This is a genomic window from Gordonia sp. SL306 (genome assembly GCF_026625785.1).
GTDB lineage: Bacteria > Actinomycetota > Actinomycetes > Mycobacteriales > Mycobacteriaceae > Gordonia.
Genome location: NZ_CP113063.1, coordinates 226,523 through 249,359, shown reverse-complemented (window position 1 = coordinate 249,359; position 22,837 = coordinate 226,523). Strand labels below are relative to the sequence as shown.

Genomic DNA, 22,837 nt, shown 5'->3' with positions numbered 1-22,837 from the left:
TCGGGATGACGACGTACCTCGAACCGTCGCGGACCGGAGTCTGGGATGTGCACGCGAGCTTTCTGCCCCGTGTCTACTTCGACGGTGTGACCCGGTGCGGCGGTATCGCCACGTTGTTGCCCCCACAACCGGTGGACGCTGCGGTGGCCGATCGGGTCATCGACGGGCTGGACGCGCTGGTACTGACGGGGGGCAAGGACCTCGATCCGGGTTCCTATGGCCGGCAGCCGCATCCGGAGACCGACGAACCCCGGGTGGACCGCGATGCGTGGGAGTTCGCCCTGCTCGATGCCGCACTGCGGGCCGGTGCGCCGGTTCTCGGCATCTGTCGCGGCGCGCAGCTGGTCAACGTGGCATTCGGCGGGACGTTGCATCAGCACCTGCCGGATGTCCTCGGACATTCTCGGCACCAGGCGGGCAACGCGGTGTTCACCACGACCAGGATCTCGGTGACGCCGGGAACCCGGCTCGCGTCGCTGATGGGCGAACAGACGTCGGCGGAGTGCTATCACCACCAGGCAATCGACCGCGTGGGCGAGGGTCTCGTGGTGTGTGCACGTGACGACGAGGGGGTGATCGAGGCGGTGGAACGCCCGGGGGAACCGTTTGTCCTCGCGGTGCAATGGCATCCGGAGGAGCGCCTGGACGATCTGCGTCTGTTCGCGGCGATCGTCGATGCCGGGCGTGTGTGGATGACCCGACGATCGGAGGTCGATGCATGACAGTGATGGAACTCGTCAACCCGGCGACGGCCGAGGTGTTCGCCGACGTCGAGATGCTCGACGCGGCAGCGGTCGACCGGGCGGTGACCGATGCCCAGCGCGCGCAACGGTCCTGGGCCGGGGCGACCCCGGCTTCGCGTGGCATGGCCCTGCGCGCGTTCGCAGCCGCTGTGGAGGCGCACCGCCGGGAACTCGCCGATCTCGAGGTCGCGAACTCCGGTCACCCGCTCGGACAGGCGATGTGGGAGGTCGACCATGTGCGCGACGTCCTGACCTTCTACGCGGCGACACCAGAACGATTGGCCGGCAGCCAGATCCCGGTGTCGGGCGGAATCGACATCACCTTTGCCGAGCCCATCGGCGTGGTCGGCGTGATCACGCCCTGGAACTTTCCGATGACGATCGCCTCCTGGGGCTTCGGGCCGGCGCTGGCGGCCGGGAACGCGGTGATCGTGAAACCGGCCGAATGGACGCCGCTCACCTCGATCCGTCTCGCCGAACTCGCGGTCGAATCCGGTCTGCCGGAAGGCCTGCTGCAGGTGTTGCCCGGTCGCGGTGATGTGGTCGGAGAGGCCATCATCGGCCATCCAGGCATCGGCAAGGTCGTCTTCACCGGGTCCACACGTACCGGCAGGCGCGTGATGGAACAGGCTGCGCAATCGGTCAAACAGGTCACCCTCGAGCTCGGTGGCAAGAGCGCCAACATCGTGTTCGCCGACTCCGACGTGGCCCGTGCCGCGGCGACCGCACCGTACGGGGTCTTCGACAACGCCGGCCAGGACTGCTGTGCTCGGAGTCGAATCCTGGTGCAGCGCAGCGTCTACGACGAGTTCATGGAACGGCTCGAACCAGCCGTGTCCGGGATACGAGTGGGAGATCCACGCGCCGACGGCACCGAGATGGGTCCGCTCGTGGCGCGGCCGCACTGGGAGAAGGTCGCGTCCTACGTGCCGGAAGGCGCTCCGGTCGCCTTCCGTGGCACCGCTCCCGACGGGCCCGGATTCTGGTTCCCGCCGACGGTGTTGACGCCGCAACCGGATGATCGCAGTGTGCGTGAGGAGATCTTCGGGCCGGTGGTCACGGTCCAGGCGTTCGACGACGAGGTCCAGGCCGTCGCGATGGCCAACGATTCCCCGTACGGATTGTCCGGGTCGATCTGGACCGAGAACCTGTCGCGGGCGATGCGGGTCTCGCGTGCGGTGGCCGCGGGGAATCTGTCCGTGAATTCGCATTCGGCGGTGCGGTATTCGACACCGTTCGGCGGTTACAAGCAGTCGGGCATCGGACGAGAACTCGGTCCCGACGCGCCCTCGGCCTTCACCGAGACCAAGAACGTCTTCATCGCGGTCGAACCCGACCCACAGGCAGGAGGGACATCATGAGCAGCACAGTCGATCTGACCCAGCGTCTGTCCGGCAAGGTCGCCGTGGTCACCGGTGGGGCAGGCGGGATCGGTCTGGCCTCGGCCCGCCGGATGCGGGCGGAGGGCGCGACGATCGTCATCGGTGATCTGGACCGCGACGCAGGCCGGCAGGCGGCCGACGAGGTCGACGGTCTGTTCGTCGACGTCGACGTCGCAGACCAGGGCCAGGTGGACGCGCTGTTCGACACGGCGGCACAGCGTTACGGCTCGGTCGACATCGCCTTCAACAACGCGGGTATATCGCCACCCGACGACGATCTCATCGAGACGACCGAACTCGATGCCTGGGATCGGGTCCAGCAGGTGAACCTGACGTCGGTCTACTTCTCCTGCCGCGCGGCGTTGCGCCACATGGGTCCGGCCGGTCGGGGATCGATCATCAACACCGCATCGTTCGTCGCCGTGATGGGATCGGCCACCTCACAGATCTCCTACACCGCCTCCAAGGGCGGTGTGCTGGCGATGTCACGCGAGCTCGGTGTGCAGTACGCCCGACAGGGCATCAGGGTCAATGCACTGTGTCCCGGTCCGGTGAACACCCCGCTGCTCAAGGAACTCTTCGCCAAAGATCCCGAACGCGCGGCGCGACGATTGATCCACGTCCCGGTCGGGCGGTTCGCCGAACCCGAGGAGCTCGCCGCCGCGGTCGCGTTCCTCGCCAGCGACGACGCGTCGTTCATCACGGCGTCGACGTTCCTGGTCGACGGCGGCATCAGCTCGGCGTACGTGACACCCCTATAGGAATGCGATGACCATCCCGGCCCGTTCCGAACAACTCGCGGACGCACTGCTGGCGCCGGTGCGCCCGGCGAACGCGTTCGAAGAGACCGTGGGGCGGTTGCTACAGCTGATCCGACTCGGAGTGTTCGAGCCGGGGGAGTCGATCCCGCCCGAGCGGGAACTCGCCGTGCGTCTCGGGGTCAGCCGGGACACCGTCCGGGAGGCGATCAAGGCGCTGGCCGACGCCGGATTCCTGGTGTCCAAGCGGGGGCGCTACGGCGGCACATTCCTCACCGACGTACTGCCGGCGCCCGGTGCGGTGGACCACACCGTCGGGCCTGCGGGGGACGACGAGCCGGTCAGCCGCGCCGAGCTCGACGACGTACTCCGGCTTCGGGAGATCCTCGAGGCGGGCGCGGCCCGGATGGCCGCCGGACGTACCTTCTCGGCCACCGAACGCGAGGCGCTGTGGACTCGCCTGACCGACATCCGGGGCGCCACCGACGACGACTACCGCCGGCTCGACTCGCGACTGCACCTGGCGATAGCGGAGGCGGCGGGGGCGCCGTCGCTGGTGGGGATGGTCGCCGACAACCGGATGCGGATCAATCGGCTACTCGACCGCATCCCGCAACTCGAACCGAACATCGCGCATTCCGATGAGCAACACGAGGCGATCGTGATCGCCATCCTGACGGGCAATCCGGACGGCGCGGCAAATGCGATGCGCGCTCACATCGAGGGCACGGCGACCCTGCTGCACGGCTTTCTGGATTGACCGTGCGGTTGGGCTCAGCCGCGACGCCGGGCCGTACGCTGCATCCCGCGGACCTTCGCGTTGCCGGGTACCGGTCCCTTCGGCATACCCGGGCCCTGCTGGTTGCGACCGCCCAGCGCGGCGAGACGACCCTCGAGGGCATCGATCCGCTTGCCGTCGATGTTCCGCGGCAGCTTGTTGATGTGCTTTTCCAGCTTGCTCAGCGGGACCAGACCGTCGTCGTTGCCCACCACGATCTCGTAGATCGGTGTGTCGCCGACCACTCGGGCGACCTTCTTCTTCTCCTGCGCGAGCAGGGTTTTGACGCGCGTCGGTGACCCTTCGCCGACGAGGATCACACCGGGTTTGCCGATCACCCGGTGGACAGCGTCGAGGTGGGCGTTGCCCGAGACGGCCTGCTTGACCCGCCACTGGCCACGCATGTTGCCCAGCGCCCAGCCGGCGGCACCCGCCTGCCCCTCGGCCTTGGTGTAGACGGTGCGTTGTACGCGCCGTCCGAACAGGATGAAGGCGGCGAGCAGACCGAGGACGATGCCCAGCGGAAGCAGCAGCCAGACCGAACCGAAGATCAGGCCGAGGACCACGAAGACCGCGACTATCAGGACGAACAGCCCGGCCATGTACGGGATCAGCCGTTTGTCTTCCTTGCGCTGCATCTGGAAGGCCTGCCACAGCTGCTTGTAGCGTTCCCGGGACGCCTGCCTGCGGGCCTTCTTCGCTTCGGCCTTCGCCTCTTTGTCTTGCGCCTTTGCCATGCTGACCAGTTTACGTCGCAGGTTTCGGGCGTCGGACCCGGCGGTCGATCTCTATCGCGCGAGTCGTTCCAGCAGGCTCGTGGCCTCCTGGCTGGCCGAGCCGCCGTCGGCCAGGTGGGCCATCGCCGGGGCGAGTTCCCGACCGTGACGAGCCATGGCCTGGGCGTACAGACGTCCGGCGCGGTACGAGGAGCGCACCAGCGGGCCCGCCATGACGCCCGCGAACCCGACCTCCGTCGCGAACTCGGAGTGGTCGACGAACTCTTCGGGCTTCACCCACCGTTCGACGGGGTGGTGACGCGGCGAGGGACGCAGGTACTGCGTGATGGTCAGGATGTCGCAGCCGGCCTCGTGCAGATCGACGATGGCGCTCTGCACTTCTTCGGGTGTCTCACCCATGCCGAGGATGAGGTTCGACTTGGTCACCAGGCCGAAGTCGCGGGCCTGGGTGATGACGTCGAGGGAGCGCTCGTAGCGGAACGCCGGGCGGATGCGCTTGAAGATCCGCGGCACCGTTTCCAGATTGTGGGCCAGTACCTCGGGCCGGGCCTCGAACACCTCGGCCAACAGATCCGGCTTGGCGTGGAAATCAGGGATGAGATTCTCCACACCGGTGCCCGGGTTGAGCCGGTGGATGGCGCGGACGGTCTCGGCGTAGAGCCAGGCGCCCTCGTCCGGCAGGTCGTCGCGGGCGACGCCCGTGATGGTCGAGTAGCGCAAGCCCATCGCCTGCACGCTCTCGGCGACCCGGCGCGGCTCGTCGCGGTCGAGCTCGGCGGGCTTGCCGGTGTCGATCTGGCAGAAATCGCAACGGCGCGTGCACTGTTCGCCACCGATCAAGAACGTGGCCTCGCGATCCTCCCAGCATTCGTAGATGTTGGGGCAGCCCGCTTCCTCGCACACCGTGTGCAGACCCTCGCGCTTCACGAGGCCCTTGAGTTCGGTGTACTCAGGGCCCATCGTCGCGCGCGTCTTGATCCACTTCGGCTTGCGCTCGATGGGAGTCTGCGCGTTCCGCACCTCGAGGCGCAGCAGCTTGCGGCCGTTGGGGGCGGGGTCTGAGGGGGTGATGGGAGACGCGGTCACTGCACAGATCCTACGCTTGCGGTTGTTCGTGCATCGAGTGCGCGGTGGTCGTCGTCGAGTGCCGACTGCACGGCCGCGGCGACCGGTGCGAGTGCCTCGCCGACGGTGATCGGCCGTTCGAGTTCGCGGCTCAGCGAGGTCACGCCGGCATCGGCGATGCCGCACGGCACGATCGACTCGAACGCCGACATGTCCGGGTCGATGTTCAGGGCGAAGCCGTGCAGCGCAACGCCACGTGCCACCCGGATGCCGATCTGCCCGAGTTTGCGTTCTCCGCTGTGGTCGGTCACCCACACACCGGACCTGCCGTCGACCCGCCCCGTGGTCACGCCGAGGTCGGCGCACACCGTGATCAGTGCCTCCTCGAGCCGGCGGACGTACTCGACCACGTCCAGTGGTTCGGCGAGACGGACGATCGGATACCCCACCAGCTGTCCCGGCCCGTGCCAGGTGATGCGGCCACCGCGGTCCACGTCGATCACCAGCGAGCCGTCGGTGGGCCGGTCGGAGTCCTCGGTGCGTTTGCCCGCGGTGTACGTGGACGGATGTTCGAGCAGCAGCAGGACGTCGTGGTCGAGCGTGCCGTCGGCGCGGTCGGCGGCGAGCCGGTGCTGCAGGTCGTAGGCCGCCCGGTAGTCGAGCGTGCCCAGATGGCGCACCTCGATCGGTGCCGCGGAGCTGCGGATGGATCGGTCACGCACGGGTGTACTCCAGGGCGTCGTCGATCTGTGGATGGGTGAACGAGAAGCCGTTGTCGGTCAGCACACCTGGTACAACGCGCTGACTGAACAGAATCATTTCCTCGGCCATCTCTCCGCCGACACGTCTGGCCGCGAACGCCGGCACCTTGAGCACGGTCGGCCGGTGCATTGCGCGGCCGAGAGCGGATGCGAACTCGGCGAACGGCACGGCCCCGGGCGCGGACAGATTGACCGGCCCGCTGATCGTCGACTCCAGCAGGAACGCGATGGCGCGGACCTCGTCCGGCAGGCTGATCCATGAGAAGTACTGGGTGCCGTCACCGATGGCCCCACCCAGCCCGAGCCAGAAGACCGGCTGCAGGCGGGACAACAATCCGCCCCTGCGTGAGAGCACCGGCGCAGTGCGCAACAACACCACGCGGGTGTCGTTACCGGCGTTCGCGGTCGCCGCGTGTTCCCAGTCGGTGACCAGTCCGGCGAGGAATCCTTCTCCGGCGGCAGCGGATTCGTCGGCCGCCCGATCTCCGGTGTCACCGTAGAAGCCGCTCGCCGAGGCGCTGATGAAGGTCGGCACGCCGGCCCGCGCGACCGCTTCGGCGAGCACCTCGGTCGGGGTGATGCGGGAATCCCGGAGTTCCTGCTTGAAACGCCCGGTCCAGCGGTGGTCGCCGACGCCGACCCCGCCGAGGCCGATCACCGCGTCCACGTCCCGCAGGCTCTCCTCGGGGACCCCGAAAGTCTCGGGGTCCCAGGAGAACTCGTCATCGGACAGGGCCTCGCGACGGACCAGCCGGACCACGGTGTGGCCGGCGTTGCGCAACGCGGACACCACCGCGGAGCCGATCAACCCCTGCGAGCCGGCGACGGCTACCCGCATCGCGTCCTAGAGGCCGAGATCTGCGGCGAACGCGGCTTGCTCGAGGCGTTTCTTCACTGTCGTGAGGAAGCGGCCCGCGTCCGCACCGTCGATCAGGCGGTGATCGTAGGTGAGCGGCAGATACGACATCGACCGCACCGCGATCGACTCCGAACCGTCGTCACCGGAGATGACCACCGGGCGCTTCACGATGGCGCCCGTACCGAGCATCGCCGCCTGCGGCGGCACCAGGATCGGGGTGTCGAACAGCGCGCCCTGGCTGCCGATGTTGGTGATGGTGAACGTGCCGCCTGCCAGCTCGTCGGGCTTGAGCTTGTTGGTCCGGGCACGGCCTGCGATGTCGGCGATCGCACGGGCGAGCCCGGCGATCGACAGGTCGTCGGCATTGTGGATCACCGGCGACAGCAGGCCCTGCTCGGTGTCGACCGCGATGCCGAGATGCACCTTGTCGTAGTAGGTGATCTCTTTCTTGTCCTCGTCGATCGACGCGTTGACATTCGGGTGCGCCTTGAGTGCCTCGACGACGGCCTTCGCGATGAACGGCAGGAAGGTGAGATTGACACCCTCGGACGCCTTGAACGACTCCTTCGCCTGCTTGCGCAGCGTCACGATCTTGGTCATGTCGACCTCGAAGACCTGGGTGAGCTGTGCGCTGGTCTGCAGCGATTCCCGGGTCTTCTTGGCGGTGATCTGCCGGATCCGATTGATCTTCTGTGTGGTTCCACGCAGTGCGGCCAGCTCGGGCTTGACCTCCGGCGCCGCCGACGCGGCGGGTGCCTGCGGGGCAGCCGGAGCCGACGCGGCGGGCGCAGCCGTCTCGGCAGGAGCCTTCGCGGCATCGGCCGCGGCCAGCACGTCCTGCTTGCGGATGCGGCCGCCGACACCGGTGCCCTTGATGCTGTTCAGGTCGATGTCGTTCTCCGCAGCCAGCTTTCGCACCAGCGGTGTCACATACGGGGTCGACTCGACCGTCTTGGGCTCGGACGAGGCCGGCTTCTCGGACTGCGCGGCCGGTGCGGGCTCGGGGGCCGATGCAGGCTTCGCCGGCTCCGGCTCCGGCTCGGGCGCGGGTTCTGGTTCGGGCTCCGGCTCGGGTGCCTTCTCGGCTTCTGGTTCCGGGGCAGACTTCTGGCTCGGCGCGGCCGATGCGTCCCCGATCACGGCGAGTTTGCCACCGACCTCGATGACGTCGTCCTCCTCGGCGACGATCTCGAGCAAGGTGCCGGCGACCGGCGACGGGATCTCGGTGTCGACCTTGTCCGTCGACACCTCGAGGAGCGGCTCGTCGGCGGCGACCTCGTCACCCACGGCCTTGAGCCAGTTGGTCACGGTTCCCTCGGTGACCGACTCGCCGAGTTCGGGCATCACCACGTCGGTGCCCTCGGCGGAGCCGCCACCCTTCGTCGATTCTCCCGAAGGCTTCTCGGCCGGTGCTTCCGCGTCGGTCGACGGGGCCTCGTCGGCCTGCTCGGGCTCGCCTGCGTCGGTCGGCTCGTCGCCACCGCTCGAGTCGGCGCCACTGTCGCCACCGGACTGCTCGCCGGCCTCACCGATGAGCGCGAGTTCGCCGCCGACCTCGACGACGTCGTCTTCCTGGGCGACGATCTTCGTCAGCACACCCGAAGTGGGGGCGGGGATCTCGGTGTCGACTTTGTCCGTGGACACCTCGAGCAATGGCTCGTCGGCCTCGACGGTGTCGCCCTCCTCCTTCAGCCACCGGGTGACTGTCCCTTCGGTGACACTTTCACCCAGGGCGGGCATCTGGACGGAGAAGGCCATCGTTGTTGACTCCTGAACTCGACGTGTGGTCACTAGGTCTGCGCGCCGCGGTGTGTGCGCCGTCGGTGCACGGAGACGGGCTGTGGCGGGTGAGCCGTCCGTCCCTGAGCTACCCTACCCGGCACGCGTCACACGGACCGGGTGTGCCCGGACATTTGCTGCGCGTCATGCGCCGGCCCGCTCGGCGGCGTTCAGGAGTTCTGTTGTGGCCTCCCATAACCTCGCCTCGCGGGCCGGATCGGTCGCGAAGGGTTTCACGTCGCGTTCGGCATCGACGACCACGAACGCGCCGTCCTCGAGGCGTGCCCAGCGGTCATCGAGGACGATCGACGCGAGTGCCGGACCGGACCTCCTGGGGGACGAGACGCCCGGGATCCGTTCGATCGCGCGGCCGATCTGGGAGTCGGAGTAGGCGACGCCTGCCGCCTCGCGGGCCGTCGACGTCGGGGGGCCGCGGCACGGGGTCAGCGGCACGGGCCGGCTCGACCGGATCCCGGGAGGCGAAAGACGATCGACCACCCGGACGTCGGCTTGATCACACTCGACTGCGACACCATGATCGTCGCCGCCGACGACATCCGGATCCTGATCTACACCGCGGAGCCCGGCACCGAGGACGCCGAGCGGCTCGCGCTCGCAATCGTCCTCGGCGCCCAGCGCACGGTCACGGGTCCGCGACCAGATCAACCCTGATCGACCCGCGGTGTGCTCAGCCGCGGTCGGCGATGTCCTCGAGGACCCGGGCGATGGTGCGGACCGGCACGCCGGTGCCGCCCTTGGTCGTGTAGCCCCACGGGCCGGACGTGTTGAACGCCGGACCCGCGATGTCGATGTGGGCCCATCCGACGGACTCGGCGACGAACTCCTTGAGGAACAGTCCGGCCGACAACATGCCGCCGTTGCGGTGGTTGGTCACATTCGCCAGGTCGGCCACCCGCGACTTGAGGTCACCACGCAACTCGGCGGGCAGCGGCATCGCCCAACCGTTCTCGCCGACTTCGCGCGACAACGCCGCGACGCGATCACGGAACTCGTCGGTGCCCATCACGCCCGGGGTGCGCGCCCCCAGGGCGACCATCTGCGCACCGGTCAGCGTTGCGGTGTCGATGAGGTAATCGGGTTCGTCCTCACAGGCCCGCACGATCGCGTCGGCCAGGATCAGTCGGCCCTCGGCGTCGGTGTTGAGCACCTCGACGGTGGTGCCGCCGTACTGGGTGAGGACGTCGCCCGGTCGCTGCGCGGTTGCCGAGGGCATGTTCTCCGCCATCGGCACGGTCGCCGTCACCGAGACGTCGAGATCGAGTCGCGCGGCCAGGATGGTGGCCGCGATGACTGCGGCCGCGCCACCCATGTCCGAGGTCATGTGGTCCATGTTGGCCGCCGGCTTGATGGAGATGCCGCCGGTGTCGAAGGTGATGCCCTTGCCGACGAGCGCCACCCTCTTGGCGTCCTTCTTGCCGGTGTGGACGAGACGCACCAGCCGCGGCAGACGCGACGAGCCCTTGCCGACGCCGATGATGCCGCCGTATCCGGCCTTCTCCAGCGCGGTGTCGTCGAGCACCTCGACCTTGAGGCCGACGGCGCTGCCGAGCACACGGGCGCGCTCGGCGAACTCTTCGGGATAGAGGTGACTCGGCGGGGTGTTCACGAAGTCGCGGGCGATGGCCACCGAATCGGCCACCGCGGCCGCGTGGGCCAACTCGGCCTTGGCCGTTCGACTCTTGTCGTCGACGAGCAGCGTGATCGTCGTCGGGAGCGACTTCTTGGGACGTGTCTTCTCCGACCGGAACGTGTCGAATCGGTACGCGCCCAGGAAGAATCCCTCGGCCGCGGCGCCCAGGTTCACTGCCGACAAGGTGGTGGCCGCCTGCGGGTGGCCGTCGAGTTCACGCGCCGCGATCCCGGCGGCCTGCCGGATCTGTTCCGGGTCATCGAGGTTGTCGGTGGTGCCGAGCCCGACCGCGACGATGATGTCGACATCGAGGCCCTCGGGTGCCGGTAGCCGGGTGATCTCGCCGTGCGAGCCGGTCGCGCCGAGGCGGCGGGCGGCCGCGCCGACGAACTCGGCCTGCGCGTCGTCGAAGATCCCGTCGCCGATCACCAGGGTGGGCTCGGCGTCGGTGCCGCCGCCCTCCTTCTCACTGTTCTCGGGTTTGATCAGGCCGATCACCAGGGCCTTGTCGGCCTTGTCGAGGGTGGTCGCCAACTCCAGTTCCGGGCCGCGTACGCGGTCAGTCGTCTCGTTCTTGCTCACGGCACAACTCTGCCACAGGGCCTGCGGGTGCGACGGAGGGCGACGGGGCGTGCGGCTTCGCGGTCACGTCGCTTCGGCCCAGTACGGTAGGTGTCCATGAGTGAACTCCTTGCGGGCCCGATCGCCGACCGCCATGGTGCTCTCGGCGCCACCTTCGCCGCCTTCGGTGGCTGGGACATGCCCGTCTCCTATGCGGGAACCGTCGCCGAGCACACCGCCGTCCGCGAGAGCGTCGGCATCTTCGACGTGAGCCATCTCGGGAAGGCCGTCGTCGCGGGTCCGGGGGCGGCGGACCTCGTGAATCGCACCTTGACCAACGACCTCGCCAAGATCGCACCGGGCAAGGCGCAATATACGCTGTGCTGCAACGAATCCGGCGGTGTCGTCGACGACCTCATCACCTATCTGGTGAGCGACGACGAGGTGTTCCTGATCCCGAATGCGGCGAACACCGCGAGCGTGGTCGAACGACTGGTCTCGGCGGCACCCCAGGGTGTCACCGTGACGGATCGCCATCGCGAATACGCCGTGTTCGCTGTGCAGGGGCCGAAGGCCCCCGACGCCCTGGCGCTCGTCGGCCTGCCCACCGAGATGGAGTACATGGCCTTCACCGACGCAGAGTTGGCGACCGAGGCAGGAACGCTGCCGGTGCGCGTGTGCCGGACCGGGTACACGGGGGAGCGCGGGTACGAACTCCTCCCGCGCTGGGACGACGCCGGGCCGGTGTTCGACGCGCTGTTGGCGGCGGTCACCGAACTCGGCGGTCAGCCCGCGGGTCTTGGTGCCCGCGACACCCTGCGGACCGAGATGGGCTACGCGCTGCACGGACACGAGCTGAGCACCGACATCACGCCCGTGCAGGCCCGGTCGGGCTGGGCGGTCGGCTGGAAGAAGCCCGAGTTCTTCGGCCGTGAGTCGCTCATCGCGGAGAAGGCCGCCGGCCCGGTCCGCAGGCTCCACGGACTGAAGGCGATCGGGCGCGGTGTACCGCGGGCGGAGTGCGCGGTGCTGGCGGGGCCCGGCGGCGCACAGATCGGCACGTGCACATCAGGGACCTTCTCGCCGACGCTCAAGCAGGGCATCGCGCTCGCGCTGCTGGCCACCGATGCCGGGATCGCCGTCGGGGACGAAGTGGTGGTGGACGTCCGCGGGCGGGCGCTGGCGTGCGAGGTCGTCGCGCCGCCGTTCGTGACGCCGCACGTCTGACCTCGGGGTCGGCCCGGCCGCCAACCCCGCGGACCCGGGCCGCGTCACGACGGTGACGGCGGGCGACAACCCGTTTGCGGTGCGGCGGTACGATTGGCCAATGACCTTGCAGTTCACGCGTACCGAGCATCCCCACCCGGTGTCGGAGAATCGTCGGTCGGAGATCCTCTCCGCCCCCGGTTTCGGCAAATTCTTCACCGACAACATGGTGATGGTCGACTACGACGTGGATCGCGGGTGGCACAACGCGCAGGTCCGCCCCTACGCCCCGATCGCGCTCGATCCGTCGGCGATGGTGCTGCACTACGGCCAGGAGGTCTTCGAGGGGCTCAAGGCCTACCGTCAGCCCGACGGCTCGATCGCCGCATTCCGGCCGGAGGCCAACGGCCTGCGGATGCAACGTTCCGCCGAGCGTTTGGCGATGCCCCCGCTGCCCGTCGAGGACTTCATCGCGTCATTGCGGGTGCTCCTCGACGCCGACAACGAGTGGGTGCCCGCCGCCGGCGGCGAGGAGGCCCTCTATCTGCGTCCGTTCATGTTCGCGTCGCAGGCCGGCCTCGGCGTCAACGCGCCGTCGAATCAGTACATCTACTCGGTCATCGCGTCACCGGCCGGGGCGTATTTCTCGGGCGGCATCAAGCCGGTCAGCGTCTGGCTCTCCACCGAGTACGTGCGCGCGGCGCCGGGCGGTACCGGATTCGCCAAATGCGGTGGCAACTACGCGGCCGCCTTCCTCGCGCAGGCGCAGGCCACCCAGCACGGCTGCGACCAGGTCGTCTGGCTCGACGCCATCGAGCGCCGCTACATCGAGGAGATGGGCGGCATGAATCTGTTCTTCGTGTTCGGGTCCGGCGCGGACGCGCGGCTCGTGACCCCGGAGCTGAGCGGTTCGTTGCTGCCCGGTATCACCCGGGAGTCCTTGCTGCAGTTGGCAACCGACGCGGGCTTCGCCGTCGAGGAACGTCGCATCACGACCGACGAACTGCGGAAGGGTGTGGCCACGGGCGACATCACCGAGGTCTTCGCCTGTGGGACCGCGGCCGTCATCACACCCGTCGGTCGGGTGAAGGGCGACACCGAGGACTACATGATCGGCGACGGTTCGGCGGGCGAGGTGACCCAGGCGTTGCGTGACACGTTGACCGGGATCCAGCGCGGCACCTTCGCCGACACGCACGGCTGGATGACCGAGCTCTACCGCCGGTAGACCGGTTGGCGTGTCTCGCTCAGACGAGCAGGCCGACCACCGAGAGTGTCACCCCCAGTTCGATACCCGCACCCAGGATGTCGCCGCTGATGCCGCCGATCCGGCGGGCGCAGTGCCGGGTGAACCACCACCCGAACGCGGTGACGGCACCGGCCACGATCACCGACTGGACGGCCTGCCCGGCGGAGAACCCGTCGGCTCCCCAGCCGGTGGCGAGCGCGCCGACGATCGCGAGTCCGCCCCACACCGCGACCGACATGCGCTGGCTGTTCGCGACGAGCGCGCCGAAGCCTTCGGGATGCGCCGCGGGCAGGCCGCGCCTGGCCCCGACCACCGCGACCAGCCGTCCGAGGGCGATGGCGAAACCGATGTCGTACCAACGGTGTTCGCCGGCCAGGGCGCCGAAGCCGACCGACTGGATGAGCATCACCGCAACGATCGTGGCCACGCCGAAAGGTCCGGCCGACCCACTACGCATCACCTCGGCGACCCGCTCCGGCGGTCCGTAACAGCCGAGTCCGTCGGCCGTGTCGGCCAGGCCGTCGAGGTGCATGCCACGCGTGAGCAGGGCCAGCACGACGACCACGATGGCACCGATCAATGTGTCGGGCAGGTCGGTGACAGACAGGAGTGCCGCCACCCCGGCGGCCAGCGCCCCGAGAACCGCGCCGACCACGGGGACCGCGCTCATCACGGCTCCGCCGACCGCGCGGTCCATGGTCACGCGGGGCTGGGGGACCGGGAGCACCGTCAGCCAGCTGAGTGCGACATGGACGGCCCGCAGCGGCGTGTGCGTCGACACTCGACGATCAGGATCTGTCGGCGGCCAAGGCGCCGGCCGGTTCGTCCTTGTCACTGACGCCTGCTTCGGCGAAGGTCGCCATCGACGTCAGGATGTCGACCGACGACGCGACGATCGGCAGCGCGGTGAGAGCTCCGCTGCCCTCGCCGAGGCGCATCGACAGGTCGAGAACCGGCTCGAGATCGAGGTGTTCCAGAGCGACGGTGTGCGCGGGTTCGACGGAGCGATGGCCTGCGACCCACCAGCGCGTCGCACCCGGGGCGAGCTCGTTGGCGACCATCGCCGCGGCGGTGACGACCATGCCGTCGAGGATCACCGGGGTCCGGCGCACGGCCGCTTGTGCGAGGAACCCGGCAAGCGCGGTGAGGTCGGCGCCCGCGACGGCGGCGAGCAACGAGAGCGGGTCGTGCACGTGACGTCGCGCCCGGCGCATGCCGTCACGGATGGCCGCCGTCTTGCGAATCCACCCGGCGTCGTCGATACCTGTTCCGCGCCCGATGATCTCGACCGGCTCACGCCGTGTCAAGGTGCCGATCAGCACGGTCGCCGGAGTGGTGTTGCCGATCCCCATCTCGCCGCCGATGAGAAGGTCGGCCCCCGAGTCGACGAGCTCGTCGGCGATTGCCCGGCCGGCCGCGAGAGCCTCCCGTGCCTCGGCGACCGTGATGGCATCGGTGATGCGCAGGTCTCCGCTGCTGCGCCGCACCTTGTAGCGGGAGACCTCGGGTGCGGTATCGGCGTCGACGGACATGTCGATGACCTGCACCGTGGCGCCGGCACGCCGGGCGAGGACGTTGACCGCGGCACCGCCGGAGGCGATGTTGGCCACCATCTGGGCCGTCACCTCGGGCGGGAACGCCGACACCCCGGACTGTGCGACGCCGTGGTCGCCGGCGAACACCACCACTCGCGGTGCGGTCAGTTGGCGTGGGGGACAGGCGCCCTGGCATGAGGCAAGCCAGACCCCGAGCTCCTCGAGGCGCCCGAGCGAGCCCGGCGGTTTGGTGAGATCGAGGTGTCGTGCGCGCGCTTCCGCGGCCGTGGCGATATCCGGCGGCTCGACCGGCGGGAAGTTCTCGGCGTCGGTCGGGTCAACCGGTTCACCCGTCGTCGGCGCCAGGGTGGCCGCCGCGACCGGCTCCTCTGGTGCCGTCGGCGCGGGATCGGTTGCTGTCGACGACAGGACGGTTGCTGTCGGCGTGGGATCGGTTGCTGTCGAGGTGGGCGTGGGCGTCGCCGGTGCTGCCGGGAGGTCGAGCACACGGCCGGCGACCGTCAGGACGACGCGGTCGCAGACCGCCGCGACGGCTTCGTTGAGGGCGCCCAACTCATCCTGGAAACGGCGGCCTGCCGGAGTCGGAGGAACCACGGACAACCCGACCTCCGGGCTGATGATGACCAGTTCGCCGGTGAAATCCGTGATGGCAGAGCAGATCTCGGTGCGGACGGAGGTGAGATCGACCGGCGCGTCACCCCACCCGCCGATTGCGTCGAGCTGCGCGGCGAGCCAGTTCCCGAGGTCGTCGAGCAACGTCGGGGTCTGGTCGGATCGCAGCGCCGCGGCAACGTCGATCGTCTCGACGGTGGTGTACCGGTCGTCGCGGCGAGCACGATGTGCGGTCAGGCGGGCGACCCAGTCGGCGTCCGACGAGGTGGTCGGACCGGTCGCCAGGTAACGCACTGACGGACAGTCGAGCAGCAGAGATTCCCCATGGCCGGATTTACCCGACCGCACTCCGCCGAGGATGAGTGTGCGGGTGCCCCGAGATCCCACCGGTATCAGACCTCGTCGCCCGGCGACACCTGCGGCTTGGGAGCGCGCATCATGCGGAGCTGCATGGCGCGGGTGAATGAATACCAGCCCAGACGGAACCCGGTCTGCGACGGATCGACGTCGGGGAAGCGTTCGCGTACACGCCGATTCACGAGGCGGCCGAGGATGAACGCGTCGATTGCCATGAAGACCACGAAGACCAACAGCAGCATGTTGGCGAACACTGCGATCTGCGGCACGAACATCACCACGATCAGCACCACCGCGAAGGGCATGAACAGCCCGGCGAAGTTGCGACGAGAGTCCACGATGTCGCGGGTGAACCGCTTGGCAGGCCCCTTGTCGCGGGGCATCAGATAGCGCTCGTCGCCCGCCATCATCTTCTCGCGCTGTTCGGTGCGTTGCGAGCGACGATCGTCGGAGAGCTTGCGCTTGTCCTCGCGCGACATGCTCGACTTCAGCTCTTTCTTGCGTGCGCGCGCCTCGGACCGCGTGGTCGGCGGGGGCGCGACCGGACCGCGGCGGCGGCCCTCGGCCTCTCGCCGCGACGGTGTCGCGCGGCCTTTGGCCGCCGTGTACGCGGTGCCCTTGGAGCCGTTGCTCGCGCTGGCGGACGACTCGTCATCCGGGGCGGTGGACACCTCGGTGTCGGCGCTCTCAGCGGTCGCGTCGTCATCTGACTTCCATGGCAACTTCACACCTTCGAGCCTAGGTGATTCCGCGCTGCCGAGGTTCTCCGACCTCCCTATACTTCGCCCATGGGACGAGCGCGCTGCCGGCGGATGACGGATCGGTGAGGTCGACATGCAGATCCTGATCGCGCCGGACTCGTTCGGGGACACCCTGTCCGCAGTGGCGGCGGCCGAGGCGATCGCCCGCGGGTGGTCGGCGACGCGCCCGATGGACGTGGTCCAGAAGGCGCCGCAGTCCGACGGCGGCCCCGGTTTCGTCGACGTCCTGGCCTCGCGGTTCGGGTCGATGCGGACCGCGGAGGTCCCCGGCCCGCTCGGTGCGTCGGTGAGCGCGACCTGGCTGTTCGACGATCGCGGGCCCGAACCGGCGGCGTATATCGAGTGTGCGCAGGCATGTGGCCTGCACCAGCTCGGTGGCCGGCCCACCCCGCGTACAGCGCTGGCGGCCGACACCACAGGAGTCGGGTTCCTGGTCGCCGAGGCGCTCGCGGCGGGTGCCCGGCGGATCGTCGTCGGCCTCGGCGGCTCCGCGACCAACGACGGGGGTCGGGGCCTGATCGATGCGCTGGGTGGCCCCGGTGAGGCCGCCGAAAGGTTCGACGGCGTCGAGCTGGTCGTCGCATCCGATGTGGAGAACCCCCTGCTCGGCGACCTCGGCGCGGTCGCGGTGTTCGGACCGCAGAAGGGGGCCGATCCGACCACCGTCCTGCGATTGGAAGAACGGATGACGCAGTGGTCACGGGTGCTGGCCGGGATGGCCGGACGTGACGTCTCCGACGAACCGGGTGCGGGCGCCGCGGGCGGCCTCGGCGCGGCTCTCCTGGCGTTGGGCGGTACCCGGGTCTCCGGGGCCACCGTGGTGTCCGAGGCCACCGGACGAGACGCCGATGTGGCGTCCTCGCAGCTGGTGATCACCGGCGAGGGCAGATTCGACACCCAGACGTTGCGGGGCAAGGTCGTCGCCGCGCTCACCGCATCGGCGGCCGCTGCCGGTGTCCCGACCCTCGTCTTCGCCGGCCAGGTGGCTCTGCCACCCGAGGAGATCGCGGCGGCCGGGATCGCGGCCGCATACGCGATCGTCGATGTGGCGGGGTCGGTCGAGGTGGCGATGACCGACGCGGCGAATCAGTTGTCACGGTTGGCGCAGCAGGTGGCGGCGGACTGGGCCGGAGACGACGAGTCGGCGGGGGTCCGCGGTGCGTGACGGTCGGTGACCGGGCAGGAGGGCGGCCTGCGCACTCTCGGGATGTCCGGCGCGGCGTATGCCGTGGGCGCCTACGCGTTGTGGGGGTTCCTGCCGCTCTACTTCCTGCTGCTGGAGCCGACGGGCCCGTGGGAGGTGGTGGCCTGGCGGATTCTGTTGTCCCTGGCGTTCTATGCGGTGCTGGTCCCCGTCGTCGGCGGTTGGCCGCGACTGCGGGCGGTCATGGCCGACCGGCGCCTGGTGGTCTGGACCGCGGTGGCGGGCCTGCTGATTTACCTCAACTGGCAGATCTTCCTGATCGCCACCCTCACCGGGCACGTGATCGAGATGAGTCTCGGATATTTCATCAACCCGATCGTCACGGTCTTGCTCGGGGTCGTCGTGCTGCGCGAGCGGCTGCGGCCCATGCAATGGCTCGCCGTGGGGCTGGCGGTGGCGGCGACGCTGGTGATCGTCGTGGGCTACGGGGCGTTTCCGTCGCTGGCGCTCGGCGTGGCGTTCTCCTTCGGGCTGTACGGACTGGTCAAGAAGCACATCGGGCCGTCGGTCGACGTGACGAGCGGATTGACGCTGGAATCGCTGTGGCTGGCTCCGCTCGCGGTCGGCCAGTTGGTCGTCGTCGGCCTGACCACCGGTCTGACGATGGGTTCCGCGGGCCCCGGACATGCTGTGCTGCTCGCCCTGGCAGGCGTGATCACCGCGGCGCCGCTGATGCTGTTCGCCGCCGGGGCCCGGCGCGCCCGCCTGACCGTCCTCGGGATCGCGCAGTTCATCACGCCCACGATGCAGCTGATCATCGGTGTGTGGGTGCTCGACGAACCGATGCCGCCGGAACGCTGGATCGGGTTCGCGATCGTCTGGCTGGCGCTCGTCGTGTTCACGCTGGACTCGGTGATCGTCGCGCGCAGGCAGCGCGGTGTCCGGCGGACCGAGATCGCCGCCGGCGTCACGGAGTGATCGCGCGAGGTGTCGGGTGTGTGTGCGCGGATCGGCAGGAATAGACGGGGACGGGGTACCGTTGTGGTGAGCACGTGGCCGAATCGGCGTGCCGCCGGTCTGTGGACACGGCCGCCCGAGGAGATCCCGACCCGAGACACACAGGAGCATCGATGACCGTTCAGAACGAATCCGGACCCGCCACCACCACGACCGGTGTCATTCTGTCCGACGCGGCTGCCACCAAAGCGAAGGCGCTGCTCGACCAGGAGGGCCGCGACGACCTGTCACTGCGGATCGCTGTTCAGCCCGGCGGTTGCGCGGGCCTGCGTTACCAGCTGTTCTTCGACGATCGTAGCCTAGCCTCGACGGTGACCTCACCGACGATTTCGGCGGCGTCACGCTCGCAGTGGACCGTATGAGCGCACCTTACGTCGGCGGCGCGACCATCGACTTCGTGGACACGATCGAGAAGCAGGGTTTCACCATCGACAACCCGAACGCCACCGGCAGCTGTGCCTGCGGCGACTCTTTCAACTGAGTCCAGACTCCTTTCGATTCTGACCGCATCCCCGACCCGGGGGTGCGGTCAGTGTCGTCTCGGCGACCTGAGTAGCGTGGTCTGCTGTCCAACTCCCGAAAACCGAAGGGCATCCGCACGTGGCAATCGTTGTCTGTGGCTCCATCGCAACCGACCATCTGATGACCTTCCCCGGGAAGTTCTCCGAGCAGCTGCTCGGAGACCATCTCGAGCACATCTCGCTGAGCTTCCTCGTCGAGGATCTGGTCGTCCGGCGCGGCGGCGTCGGCGGCAACATCTGTTATGCGATGGGTGAGCTGGGTGGCAGTCCGGCGCTGGTCGGCGCGGTCGGCGCCGACTTCGACGACTATCGCCGCTGGCTCGAGTCGCACGGGGTCGACTGTCGTGCGGTCCGGGTCTCGGACACCAAGCACACCGCGCGGTTCATGTGCACCACAGATCAGACGATGGCGCAGCTGGCGACGTTCTACGCGGGCGCCATGAGTGAGGCGCGCGAGATCGCCCTGTCGGACGTGGTGGAGCAGGTCGGCACCCCGGAGTTGGTCCTGGTCGGGGCGGACGATCCGGACGCGATGGTGCGGCACACCGATGAATGCCGGACGCTGGGCATCCCGTTCGCGGCGGATCCGTCGCAGCAACTCGCACGGCTCGACGGCGAGCAGGCCCGCGCTCTCATCGACGGCGCCGCGTATCTGTTCACCAACGAATACGAATGGGGTCTGCTGCGTCAGAAGACCGGTCTCTCGGAGGCCCAGGTCGCGGGCATGGTGGGGGTCCGGGTCACCACGCTCGGCAAGGACGGCGTCGAGATCGTCGACAAGGATGGCGCTCGGACCCACGTCGGCGTGGTACCGGAGACCGAGAAGGTCGACCCGACCGGCGTCGGCGACGGCTTCCGGGCCGGCTTCCTGACCGCACTCGGCAAGGGACTCGACTTCGAGCGCGCCGCACAGGTCGGGTCGATGGTCGCCGTACTCGTGCTCGAGACGGTCTCCACCCAGGACTGGACGTGGGATCGCGACCTCGCCCTCAAACGACTTGCCGACGCCTACGGCGATGCGGCATCTGCGGAGATCGCGGCGCACCTCTAGGTCCACGACGCCTGCGGCTACGCGTCGCCCGGCCTTCGGGCCGTGCGGCCTTTCGTGCCGAGAGCAACCCAGAATTCGCCGAGAGCAACCAGAAAATTGTCGATGTCGACCGGATCGGCCGACGGCTGGTTGCTCTCGGCGAATTCTGCGTTGCTCTCGGCCGCCGTGCTGGTGGCGATCGGCGGCTGGGTGCGGGGGTGGCTACAGCCGGACGGGGTAGTGGTGGTCGGTGATGGCGGGCACGATCGACTTCTCGACGAAGATCCCGTGCCACACCATGAACATCAGCAGCGTCCACAGTCGTCGGCTGTTGTCGACGACACCGTCGCGGTGTTCGTTGAGCATCGCGACGACCGCTTCCTTGTTCAGGATGTGATCGGTCTGTGAGTGCTCGATCGTCTCGTGCGCCCAGTCGTACATCTCGGTGCCGGCCAGCCAAAGTCGGATCGGAACCGGGAAGCCGAGCTTCTTGCGGTGCAGGACGTGGGCCGGGACGATCTGTTCGAGGGCCTGACGCAGCGCATACTTCGTGGTGCCATGCGAGATCTTCTCGTCGAACGGCAGTGTCTCCGCGATCCGGAAGACCTCGGGGTCGAGGAACGGGACGCGTAGTTCCAGTGAGTTGGCCATCGTCATCTTGTCGGCCTTGACCAGGATGTCGCCGCGCAGCCAGGTGAACAGGTCGATGTGCTGCATCCTGGCGACGGGGTCCAACTCCTCGGACATCGCATAAATCGGCGCGGTGACGTCGGTGTGCGTCCACTCCGGCCGGTAATCGCGCAGCACGGCACGCAACCGCGCATCGTCGAAGCTCCGCGCGTTGCCGTAGTAGCGCTCCTCGAGCGTCAACGACCCCCGATGCAGCAGGCTCTTGCCGCGCGTGCCCTCGGGGATGCGGTCGGAGACCCGTCCCGCGATGCGGCGCAACGCGGTCGGCAACCGGTCGAAGGCGCCAAGCGACAGCGGCTCCTTGTAGATGGTGTATCCACCGAACAGCTCGTCGGCGCCCTCGCCGGAGAGCACCACCTTCACGTGCTTGCGGGCCTCGGCCGCCACGAAGTAGAGCGGGACCAGCGCCGGATCGGCCACCGGATCGTCCAGGTACCAGACGATCTCCGGGATCGCGTCGATGAACTCGCGCGGGCTCACCAACTTGACGATGTGCCGCGCGCCGATCGCCTCGGCCGACTCGACGGCGACGTCGACCTCGGAATATCCCTGCCGCTCGAAGCCCGTGGTGAAGGTGATGAGGTCGGGATTGTGCCGGATGGCCAGCGCGGCGATCGCCGTCGAGTCGATGCCGCCGGACAGGAACGATCCGACCGTGACATCGGCACGCATGTGCTTGGCCACGGAGTCCGATAACACGTCGGCGATCTCGTCGTAGCGTTTCTGGCGGGTGGCGTCGGTGACCGGGCGCACTCCGAACCGGGGTGTGAAATAGCGCTGCACCTGCGGGGCCTGTCCGGCACGCAGGGTCGCGTGGCAGCCGGACTCCAACCGGCGGATCGCGGCGTGCAGGGTCTCCGGCTCGGGAACGTACTGCAGCACCGTGTAGTGCTCGATGGCGCGAGGGTCGAGTTCGTCACCGAGGCCGATCCGGCCGATCAGCTCGAGAAGGCTCTTCTTCTCACTGCCGAAGGCGGTGCCGCCCGGTCCGGTCGCGATGAACATCGGCTTGATACCGAAGGGGTCGCGGGCCAGGAACAACGACTTCTCGACGGTGTCCCAGATGGCGAACGCGAACATCCCGCGCAACCGGCGCACCGAGTCGGGCCCCCAGTGGTGGAATGCCGCGACGATGGCCTCGCCGTCGCCCTCGGTGGCGAAGCGGGCGTCGGAGTCCCGTCGCAACTCCTCGCGGATCTCCAGGTAGTTGTAGATCTCGCCGTTGAACACCATCGCGTACCGATCCGGCTGTTCCGGGGGACCCCACCGCAGCGGCTGGTGCGAGTGCTCGATGTCGATGATCGACAGCCGGTTGAACCCCAACACCAGATCGTCGTCGTGCCAGGTACCCGGCTCGTCGGGGCCGCGATGGCGCATGCAGTGGGATGCGGTGGACACCAGGTCGACGGCGTCGGCCGCCGATCCGTCCGAGGTCAACAGACCGAGCAAACCACACACCAGAAAGGCCTCACTTATCGACGACTACACGTGCTCCCGACGCGTCGAGTATGCCTGAGAACCGGTGATGACAACGCGCGCGGGCGGTCTCGACGCACGAAGGTAAACCCCAATCACGAAAGGTTCGCCGTGTTGGTCTACGCTGCGTAGTACTAGGTGCGA

The 22,837-nt window shown here is 68.6% G+C and carries 21 protein-coding genes and 1 pseudogene; 11 read left to right on the top strand and 11 right to left on the bottom strand.

The window, feature by feature from the left end:
- The first annotated feature begins 5 nt into the window (after window positions 1-5).
- Genes OVA31_RS01125 through OVA31_RS01110 form a run of 4 tightly spaced genes read left to right on the top strand, consistent with a single transcriptional unit; the run spans window position 6 to window position 3,643 of the window.
- Entirely contained in the window at window positions 6-722 is a 717-nt protein-coding gene (locus OVA31_RS01125) for a gamma-glutamyl-gamma-aminobutyrate hydrolase family protein (protein WP_267631358.1), read from the top strand.
- Window positions 719-2,104, top strand: a complete 1,386-nt coding sequence (locus tag OVA31_RS01120) for an aldehyde dehydrogenase family protein (protein WP_267629311.1) — start codon at window positions 719-721, stop codon at window positions 2,102-2,104. Before OVA31_RS01125 ends, OVA31_RS01120 begins: the two co-directional genes overlap by 4 nt.
- Window positions 2,101-2,886 (top strand): 3-oxoacyl-ACP reductase, encoded by a 786-nt coding sequence (locus OVA31_RS01115; protein WP_267629310.1) that lies wholly within the window; start codon window positions 2,101-2,103, stop codon window positions 2,884-2,886. The genes OVA31_RS01120 and OVA31_RS01115 overlap by 4 nt, the downstream gene beginning before the upstream one ends.
- 7 nt (window positions 2,887-2,893) lie before the next feature.
- On the top strand, window positions 2,894-3,643 hold the full coding sequence (locus OVA31_RS01110; RefSeq protein ID WP_267629309.1) for a FadR/GntR family transcriptional regulator: 750 nt from the start codon (window positions 2,894-2,896) through the stop codon (window positions 3,641-3,643).
- Window positions 3,644-3,657: 14 nt separating this feature from the next.
- On the opposite strand, the gene OVA31_RS01105 is transcribed toward OVA31_RS01110, so the two are convergent.
- The 6 genes from OVA31_RS01105 to OVA31_RS01080 form a co-directional block, all read right to left on the bottom strand.
- Window positions 3,658-4,398 (bottom strand): DUF4191 domain-containing protein, encoded by a 741-nt coding sequence (locus tag OVA31_RS01105; RefSeq protein WP_267629307.1) that lies wholly within the window; start codon window positions 4,396-4,398, stop codon window positions 3,658-3,660.
- 51 nt (window positions 4,399-4,449) lie between these two features.
- Complete coding sequence (lipA, locus tag OVA31_RS01100; RefSeq protein ID WP_190265455.1) at window positions 4,450-5,484, bottom strand: lipoyl synthase; 1,035 nt, start codon at window positions 5,482-5,484, stop codon at window positions 4,450-4,452.
- Window positions 5,481-6,185, bottom strand: coding sequence for a lipoyl(octanoyl) transferase LipB (gene lipB, locus OVA31_RS01095; protein ID WP_267629306.1), 705 nt, complete (start codon window positions 6,183-6,185; stop codon window positions 5,481-5,483). Before lipB ends, lipA begins: the two co-directional genes overlap by 4 nt.
- A complete protein-coding gene (locus tag OVA31_RS01090) occupies window positions 6,178-7,062 on the bottom strand; it encodes a TIGR01777 family oxidoreductase (RefSeq protein WP_267629305.1) in 885 nt (294 codons plus the stop codon). The genes lipB and OVA31_RS01090 overlap by 8 nt, the downstream gene beginning before the upstream one ends.
- 6 nt (window positions 7,063-7,068) lie before the next feature.
- Window positions 7,069-8,841, bottom strand: coding sequence for a 2-oxoglutarate dehydrogenase, E2 component, dihydrolipoamide succinyltransferase (gene sucB / locus OVA31_RS01085; RefSeq protein WP_267629304.1), 1,773 nt, complete (start codon window positions 8,839-8,841; stop codon window positions 7,069-7,071).
- 165 nt (window positions 8,842-9,006) lie between these two features.
- The gene (locus OVA31_RS01080; protein ID WP_267629303.1) at window positions 9,007-9,315 is read right to left on the bottom strand and encodes a hypothetical protein; all 309 of its coding nucleotides are present in this window, start codon (window positions 9,313-9,315) and stop codon (window positions 9,007-9,009) included.
- Here OVA31_RS01080 and OVA31_RS24655 point away from each other — a divergent pair.
- On the top strand, window positions 9,238-9,534 hold the full coding sequence (locus OVA31_RS24655) for a hypothetical protein (RefSeq protein ID WP_324290226.1): 297 nt from the start codon (window positions 9,238-9,240) through the stop codon (window positions 9,532-9,534). The genes OVA31_RS01080 and OVA31_RS24655 overlap by 78 nt on opposite strands.
- Before the next feature lie 16 nt (window positions 9,535-9,550).
- Here the strand turns inward: OVA31_RS24655 and OVA31_RS01070 are convergent, their stop codons facing one another.
- Entirely contained in the window at window positions 9,551-11,095 is a 1,545-nt protein-coding gene (locus OVA31_RS01070) for a leucyl aminopeptidase (protein WP_267629302.1), read from the bottom strand.
- Between the two features lie 96 nt (window positions 11,096-11,191).
- On the opposite strand from OVA31_RS01070, the gene gcvT reads away from it, so the two are divergent.
- Together gcvT and OVA31_RS01060 are read left to right on the top strand one after the other, a co-directional pair.
- Window positions 11,192-12,301 (top strand): glycine cleavage system aminomethyltransferase GcvT, encoded by a 1,110-nt coding sequence (gene gcvT, locus OVA31_RS01065; protein ID WP_267629301.1) that lies wholly within the window; start codon window positions 11,192-11,194, stop codon window positions 12,299-12,301.
- A gap of 100 nt (window positions 12,302-12,401) precedes the next feature.
- Window positions 12,402-13,508: a branched-chain amino acid aminotransferase gene (locus OVA31_RS01060; protein WP_164309240.1), complete on the top strand. Its 1,107-nt coding sequence runs from the start codon at window positions 12,402-12,404 to the stop codon at window positions 13,506-13,508.
- A gap of 19 nt (window positions 13,509-13,527) precedes the next feature.
- Here the strand turns inward: OVA31_RS01060 and OVA31_RS01055 are convergent, their stop codons facing one another.
- From OVA31_RS01055 to OVA31_RS01045, 3 genes are read right to left on the bottom strand one after another with little or no spacing between them, the layout of a single operon-like run.
- Window positions 13,528-14,310, bottom strand: a complete 783-nt coding sequence (locus OVA31_RS01055) for an adenosylcobinamide-GDP ribazoletransferase (RefSeq protein WP_267629300.1) — start codon at window positions 14,308-14,310, stop codon at window positions 13,528-13,530.
- Between the two features lie 7 nt (window positions 14,311-14,317).
- A complete protein-coding gene (gene cobT, locus OVA31_RS01050) occupies window positions 14,318-16,084 on the bottom strand; it encodes a nicotinate-nucleotide--dimethylbenzimidazole phosphoribosyltransferase (RefSeq protein WP_267629299.1) in 1,767 nt (588 codons plus the stop codon).
- Between the two features lie 5 nt (window positions 16,085-16,089).
- The gene (locus tag OVA31_RS01045) at window positions 16,090-16,782 is read right to left on the bottom strand and encodes a DUF3043 domain-containing protein (RefSeq protein WP_267629298.1); all 693 of its coding nucleotides are present in this window, start codon (window positions 16,780-16,782) and stop codon (window positions 16,090-16,092) included.
- 106 nt (window positions 16,783-16,888) lie between these two features.
- Here OVA31_RS01045 and OVA31_RS01040 point away from each other — a divergent pair, with 106 nt between their 5' ends.
- The 4 genes and pseudogenes from OVA31_RS01040 (at window position 16,889) to OVA31_RS01025 (ending at window position 20,548) form a co-directional block, all read left to right on the top strand.
- Window positions 16,889-17,980: a glycerate kinase gene (locus OVA31_RS01040; RefSeq protein WP_267629297.1), complete on the top strand. Its 1,092-nt coding sequence runs from the start codon at window positions 16,889-16,891 to the stop codon at window positions 17,978-17,980.
- A gap of 6 nt (window positions 17,981-17,986) precedes the next feature.
- Window positions 17,987-18,937: an EamA family transporter RarD gene (gene rarD, locus OVA31_RS01035; RefSeq protein WP_267629296.1), complete on the top strand. Its 951-nt coding sequence runs from the start codon at window positions 17,987-17,989 to the stop codon at window positions 18,935-18,937.
- Between the two features lie 152 nt (window positions 18,938-19,089).
- A pseudogene (locus tag OVA31_RS01030) lies at window positions 19,090-19,457 on the top strand (HesB/IscA family protein).
- 119 nt (window positions 19,458-19,576) lie between these two features.
- A complete protein-coding gene (locus tag OVA31_RS01025; protein WP_267629295.1) occupies window positions 19,577-20,548 on the top strand; it encodes a carbohydrate kinase family protein in 972 nt (323 codons plus the stop codon).
- Window positions 20,549-20,749: 201 nt separating this feature from the next.
- Here OVA31_RS01025 and asnB read toward each other — a convergent pair whose 3' ends face one another.
- Entirely contained in the window at window positions 20,750-22,675 is a 1,926-nt protein-coding gene (asnB, locus tag OVA31_RS01020) for an asparagine synthase (glutamine-hydrolyzing) (RefSeq protein WP_267629294.1), read from the bottom strand.
- Between the last annotated feature and the right edge of the window lie 162 nt (window positions 22,676-22,837).